A 5,349-nucleotide genomic window follows, 5' to 3' on the forward strand; every position below is an offset into this window, starting at 1 on the left:
GTCCACCTCGCGACCGGGCACTACTACCCCGCGATCGTCTGGCTCGCCTACCTCCTGTTCGGCCTCGCCCTCGGCCGCAGCGACCTGCGCGACCGCTGGCTGCGGGCCGTCGGCGCCCTCGTGGGCGTCGGCCTGGTGATCCTGGGGCACGGCGGGTCCTGGGTCGCGCTGCACGTGTTCCACTGGCCGATCGGGCTCGCGACGAGCGAGCCGCACTCGTCGACCACCTTCGAGGTGGTGGGCAACCTCGGCGTCGCGCTGCTGGTCATCGCGGCGTCCCTCGCACTCGCCGAGCGGTGGCCGGGCGTCCTCGCACCCCTCGCCGCCGTCGGGTCGCTCGCCCTGACCGCCTACACCGTGCACGTCGTGGCCATCGCGGTCCTCGGGCGGACCGTCGTCTACGACGCGACGGTCGAGGTCTGGCTGGCGTTCCTGCTCACCACGATCGCCCTCTGCTGGCTGTGGGCGACGACGATCGGGCGCGGCCCGCTCGAGTGGGTGCTGCACCGGGTCTCGACGCGGGCCGCCGACGTGGCGCCCGACGAGCTGCCCGACCGCGTGACCGTCCCCTGACTACGCGCACTCCCAGACGACCTGGACGGCGTCGCTCCGCAGCCCGACCAGCCACCGGTCGTCCGGCGCCTGGATCGCGTACAGGGCGTCCGCCGCGAGGAAGCCGGCGTCGTCCGCGTACGGGTAGCCGGCCGCGACGCCCGTGACGATCTCGCCCGACTCCGACAACGTCCCCGAGTTCTCCTCGTGCCACGCACGCACCGCGCGCGACAGGGGGTTGCCTCCGTCGACCGGGACGTACACCCGGTGCCCGTCCGGCGTCGTCCCCGCGGCGCGCCACTGCGACGCGACATGATCGGCCTCCTCGGCGAAGGTCCCGCCGAAGCACGCACTGTCGCCCGGGGACATCGCGACGGCCCCACCCACGGTCCCGCCCCAGCCCACGCCCTCGCGCTGCACGCCGTCGTCCCAGGTGATCGCGGCGTAGTCACCGCCGGGAGCGTCCTGTGCACCGAGCTCGATCGTGGAGCCGAGCGGCAACGTCAGGGCGTACGACACGTTGGTGACCCCGTCCAGGAACGACGAGGCGTGCGTCTGTGCGACGAGCGACTGGGCACCCATGGGCACCAGCACGGTGCTCTCCTCGCCCTGGCCACCGAGGAGCGGCGTGCCGTACCCGAGCGCCCACTGGTCGAAGAACTCGCCCGTGGTCGTCCTCGTCGTCGTCACCACGTAGCCGTCGCCCAGGTCGATCGCGTGCGGCAGCGTGAGCGTGTCGTAGAACGTCGCCTCGTCGCGGACGACCGCCGACGGCTCGAGCGCCTGCCGCATGCACGGGTCGCCGGTTCGCGCGCTCGGGCACGCGATCGATCGCGCTCCGGCGGCGTCTATCTCGTACAGGCCCCCGATCGGGCTGCCACCGTACGACTCCGGCTCGACGACGACGTAGATCGTGGCCTCGCCGCGGGTGCCCACGCGGTACACGCTCCCGTACCGCGTGCCGTACCCGTCGTCGCCGATCAGCGTGGCGTCGAGCTCGGGCACGCGTACGGGCGTCTCCCAGACCTCACCCGTCCGAGGAGCGCTCAACCGTGCGACGACCGTGGCGTCGTCGATCGACTCCGCACGCACCGCTGGTCCGGTCGGCGTGGGGGTCGGGCTCGTCGTCGGGGCCGGGGTCGAGGTCGGGGTGGGGATGGGGCTCGCCGTCACCACCGGGGTGACCGGCTGGGGCGCGCGGTCGGCCGCGCCGAACCAGACGCCGACGCCGACGACGGCCACGGCCGCGACGCCCGCGAACGACTCCGTGGTGCGGCGGGCGATCCGGCGACGGCGGGCCGCGGACCGCACGAGGTCCAGGCGGCCGCCCGGCAGGGGGGCCGCCGAACCCTCGATCTCGTCGGCCGCGCGGTTCATCAGCTCATGCAGGTCAGCGCTCACGGCGCACCTCCGTCGGGGTCAGGCTGCGCACGGAGATCCGCTCCACGGGGACGGCCGCGCTGCCGAGCTCGGCGTTGAGCCGCGCGAGCCCGTCGGACGTGTACCGCTTGACCGCCCCCTCGGACAGCCCGAGGGCAGACGCGGTCTCGACGACGGAGAGGTCCTCCATCTGCCGGAGGACGACGCACGCGCGCTCCCGCGGGCTCAGGGTGGCGAGCGCCCGGACGACGTCCGCGCCGGGGAGGCGATCCTCGTGGACCGCCGCGACGGGGGTCTGCGCGGCCGCGCGGGCCAGCAGGCGGGCCTCGCGGGTCCTGCGCCGGCCGGCGTCGATCGCGCGGGAGGCGATGGCCCGACGCACGTAGGCCTCGGCCTGCTCGACCGAGCCGAACCGCGCGCGCCCGGAGAAGGCGGCGATGAGCGACTCCTGCACGAGGTCGTGCGCATCGGTCGGCGAGGCGGACACCAGGCTCGCGTGCGCGACGAGGCGCCCGTACCGCTCACGGGCGACCTGCTCCAGCAGGTCCTCCCACCGTCTGCTCACGCACCACGCTCCCTCGCCGAGACTCCCGAACCCATAACGCCTGTCGACCCGTGCGGCGTTGGGGTTGAGGTTCTAGGCGAGCAGAGCGACGACCGCGAAGACCACCGCGAGCAGCGGGAACGCCCCCTGCGTGGCGGCGGCCCGGGCCATGCTGCGGTTGGTCGTGACGAGCACGAGTGCCGCCGCGAGCATCGAGCCGCAGGCCAGCAGGATCAGCGCCAGGCCGACGGTCTCCTGGCCCGCGAGCGCCAGGACCGCACCGACGATCGCGCCGATGGCGAGGAACAGGTTGTAGAAGCCCTGGTTGTACGCCCACGGCTTGACCGCCGGCACGTCCTGCGTCCGCGTCTGGAACCGCGCGTGCACCGACGGACGTTCGAACAGGACCGACTCGTACACGAAGAACAGCACGTGAAGGAGGGCGGCGAGGACGGCGAAGACCGCCGCGGCGATGACCATCCGGGCAGTCTGCCAGCCACGCCTACCCTTGTGGTGTGCCCCTGACCGTTGCTCCCGCGCTCGACGCCACGACCTGGGCGTCGCTCGCGGCCGCGCACGCCGAGCGCGCCGACGCCTTCACGGCCGACCGACGCGAGCGCCGGTCGCGACACCAGAAGCACGCGATCGAGGACTTCCTCTTCGAGTACTACCCGGTGACCCCGGCGGCCCTGCGCCGCTGGCACCCCGGCGTCGGCGTCGCGCTGGAGCTCCCTGCGCCCCACGCCGACTGGCGCTGGTACCGGACCGTCGACGGCACCGCCACCCTGGACGTCGACGCGTTCGTCGCCGAGCGCGGGGACACGGTGCGGTTCGTGAGCGGCCTGCTCGGTGCCACCCTCGGGCGCCCCGCGTTCACCGGCTGCTTCGGCCTGCACGAGTGGGCGATGGTCTACCGCGAGAGCGACGACGAGCACCGCCACCCGCTCCCCCTCCGCCTCGGACGGGCCGGCACCGACGCCGTCGTCGAGACCCACCGGATCCGCTGCTCGCACTTCGACGCCTACCGGTTCTTCACGCCCGAGGCCGTCGACCTGAACACCCTGCGCCCCACGCGCGAGACCCAGGTCGCGATGGAGCAGCCCGGCTGCCTGCACGCCGGCATGGACGTCTACAAGTGGGCCACCAAGCTGGGCCCGGCCGTGCCCGGCGCGCTGCTGCTCGACTGCTTCGAGCTCGCTCGAGACATCCGGACCCTCGACATGCAGGCCTCGCCGTACGACGTGACGACGTACGGCCTCGACCCGGTCGCCATCGAGACCCCCGAGGGCAAGGCCGAGTACGTGGCGCGGCAGCGTGGCTTCGCCGAGCGCGGGAACGTGCTGCGCGGCCGGCTGGTCGACGTCTGCGACGCCGTGCTGTCCTGAGCGCGGCGAGCATCGCCGAGGTGCTCCGACCGTACGATGCGAGGACGCGACGACGGAGGAGCACGGAATGCCGGAACCCGCGCAGCTGCTCCTCGTCGAGGACGACCGCCAGCTCGCGTCCATGCTCGAGCAGATCCTCGTCGCCGAGGGCTACGAGGTCGACGTCGCGCCGGACGGCCAGCGGGGCCTGCACCTGGGCCTGACGCGGTCGTACGACGTCATCGTGCTGGACCGGGGGCTCCCTGCGATCGAGGGCCTGGACCTCCTGGGCCGGCTGCGGTCGAAGGGCGTCGCCACGCCCGCGCTGGTCCTCTCCGCGCTCGGCAACCCCGCGGACCGCGTGGCCGGGCTCGACGCCGGCGCCGAGGACTACATGAGCAAGCCGTTCGACGTCGACGAGCTCGCGGCCAGGCTGCGGGCGCTGCGGCGACGACGCTACGAGCACGTCGGGTCGCTGGCGGTCCCGGCGGGGACGCTCGACGTCGAGACCCGGCAGGTCACCCTCGCGTCCGGGGGCCTCGTGGACCTCTCGGAGCGGGAGTGCTCGTTGATCGAGCTGCTCGCCCGGCACCCGCGGCAGGTGTTCAGCCGGCGCGACATCCTCGATCGGGTGTTCACCGACGCCGAGGACGAGGGCGTCGTCGACACGTACGTCTACTACCTGCGCCGCAAGCTGGGACGGGCGAGCGTCGCCACCGTCCGCGGCGCGGGGTACCGGCTGGGCGCCGGATGACCGCCGAGCCCGCCACAGCGGCCGAGGGCGAGGTCCTGCGCCGCACGTCCCGCCGACTGGGCCTGCAGACGGCCCTGCTGGTGCTCGCCTGCCTGGCCGTCGTCGGCACCGCGGTGCTGCTGGTGGTGATCCGGGCCCAGGGCGAGTCCGCGACGTCGCGGCTCGAGGGCGCCGTCCACTCGATCGACGACGCCCACGACGCCCCGCCGGGGATGTGGGTCGCCGTGGCGTCGCAGCGGGGCCTCTCGGTCTCCGACGACCTGCCCGAGAGCCTCCCCGACCTCGACGCCATGCGGGAGGTCGCTCAGTCCGGCGAGGACGTCTGGACCACCGCGCGCACGGACGCCGGGACGGTGCGCGTGCTCACCGGCTCGCACGGCGACACGGTCGTGCAGGCCGCGCTGAACCCGGCGGAGAGCCGCGAGGAGCTGCAGCGGCTCGTCCTCGCCCTGCTGGTCGCGAGTGCCGTGGGCATCGTCCTCGCCGGGCTCGGTGCCGTCTGGCTGACCCGTCGAGCGGTGCAGCCGATGGTCGCCGCGCTGAGCCTGCAGCGCCGCTTCGTCGCCGACGCGAGCCACGAGCTGCGGACTCCGCTGACGCTGCTGTCGACGCGCGCGCAGCTGCTGGACCGGCACATGACCGCCGACTGGGGCACCACCGGGCCGGACAGGGTCCAGCACGACGTCGACGGCCTGCTGGCCGACGCGGCGGCGCTCACCGCGGTGCTCGACGACATGCTCCTCGCGGCCGACGCC

The 5,349-nt window shown here is 73.9% G+C and carries 7 protein-coding genes; 4 read left to right on the forward strand and 3 right to left on the reverse strand.

The window, feature by feature from the left end; all coding sequences use genetic code 11:
* Positions 1-573, forward strand: a 573-nt coding sequence (locus tag ACXJKG_RS19035) for a DUF418 domain-containing protein (RefSeq protein WP_456847301.1), incomplete at its 5' end; no start/stop codon positions are given.
* Here ACXJKG_RS19035 and ACXJKG_RS19040 read toward each other — a convergent pair.
* From ACXJKG_RS19040 to ACXJKG_RS19050, 3 genes are all read right to left on the reverse strand, one after another.
* Entirely contained in the window at positions 574-1,953 is a 1,380-nt protein-coding gene (locus ACXJKG_RS19040; protein ID WP_456847302.1) for a hypothetical protein, read from the reverse strand.
* Complete coding sequence (locus ACXJKG_RS19045; protein WP_456847303.1) at positions 1,943-2,497, reverse strand: RNA polymerase sigma factor; 555 nt, start codon at positions 2,495-2,497, stop codon at positions 1,943-1,945. Before ACXJKG_RS19045 ends, ACXJKG_RS19040 begins: the two co-directional genes overlap by 11 nt.
* Before the next feature lie 72 nt (positions 2,498-2,569).
* Complete coding sequence (locus ACXJKG_RS19050; protein WP_456847304.1) at positions 2,570-2,956, reverse strand: DUF1304 domain-containing protein; 387 nt, start codon at positions 2,954-2,956, stop codon at positions 2,570-2,572.
* Between the two features lie 35 nt (positions 2,957-2,991).
* Here ACXJKG_RS19050 and ACXJKG_RS19055 point away from each other — a divergent pair, with 35 nt between their 5' ends.
* From ACXJKG_RS19055 to ACXJKG_RS19065, 3 genes are all read left to right on the forward strand, one after another.
* The gene (locus ACXJKG_RS19055) at positions 2,992-3,861 is read left to right on the forward strand and encodes a 3-methyladenine DNA glycosylase (RefSeq protein ID WP_456847305.1); all 870 of its coding nucleotides are present in this window, start codon (positions 2,992-2,994) and stop codon (positions 3,859-3,861) included.
* A gap of 67 nt (positions 3,862-3,928) precedes the next feature.
* A complete protein-coding gene (locus ACXJKG_RS19060; protein WP_456847306.1) occupies positions 3,929-4,594 on the forward strand; it encodes a response regulator transcription factor in 666 nt (221 codons plus the stop codon).
* Positions 4,591-5,349, forward strand: a 759-nt coding sequence (locus ACXJKG_RS19065) for a histidine kinase dimerization/phospho-acceptor domain-containing protein (RefSeq protein WP_456847307.1), incomplete at its 3' end; no start/stop codon positions are given. The genes ACXJKG_RS19060 and ACXJKG_RS19065, both read left to right, overlap by 4 nt.

Source organism: Cellulomonas sp. P5_C6, from assembly GCF_054049635.1.

What these genes read in the sequence shown, in the direction of transcription:
- ACXJKG_RS19050 (WP_456847304.1), bottom strand. Translation starts at nt 2,956, where the DNA reads ATGGTCATCGCCGCGGCGGTCTTCGCCGTCCTCGCCGCCCTCCTTCAC.
- ACXJKG_RS19060 (WP_456847306.1), top strand. Translation starts at nt 3,929, where the DNA reads ATGCCGGAACCCGCGCAGCTGCTCCTCGTCGAGGACGACCGCCAGCTC.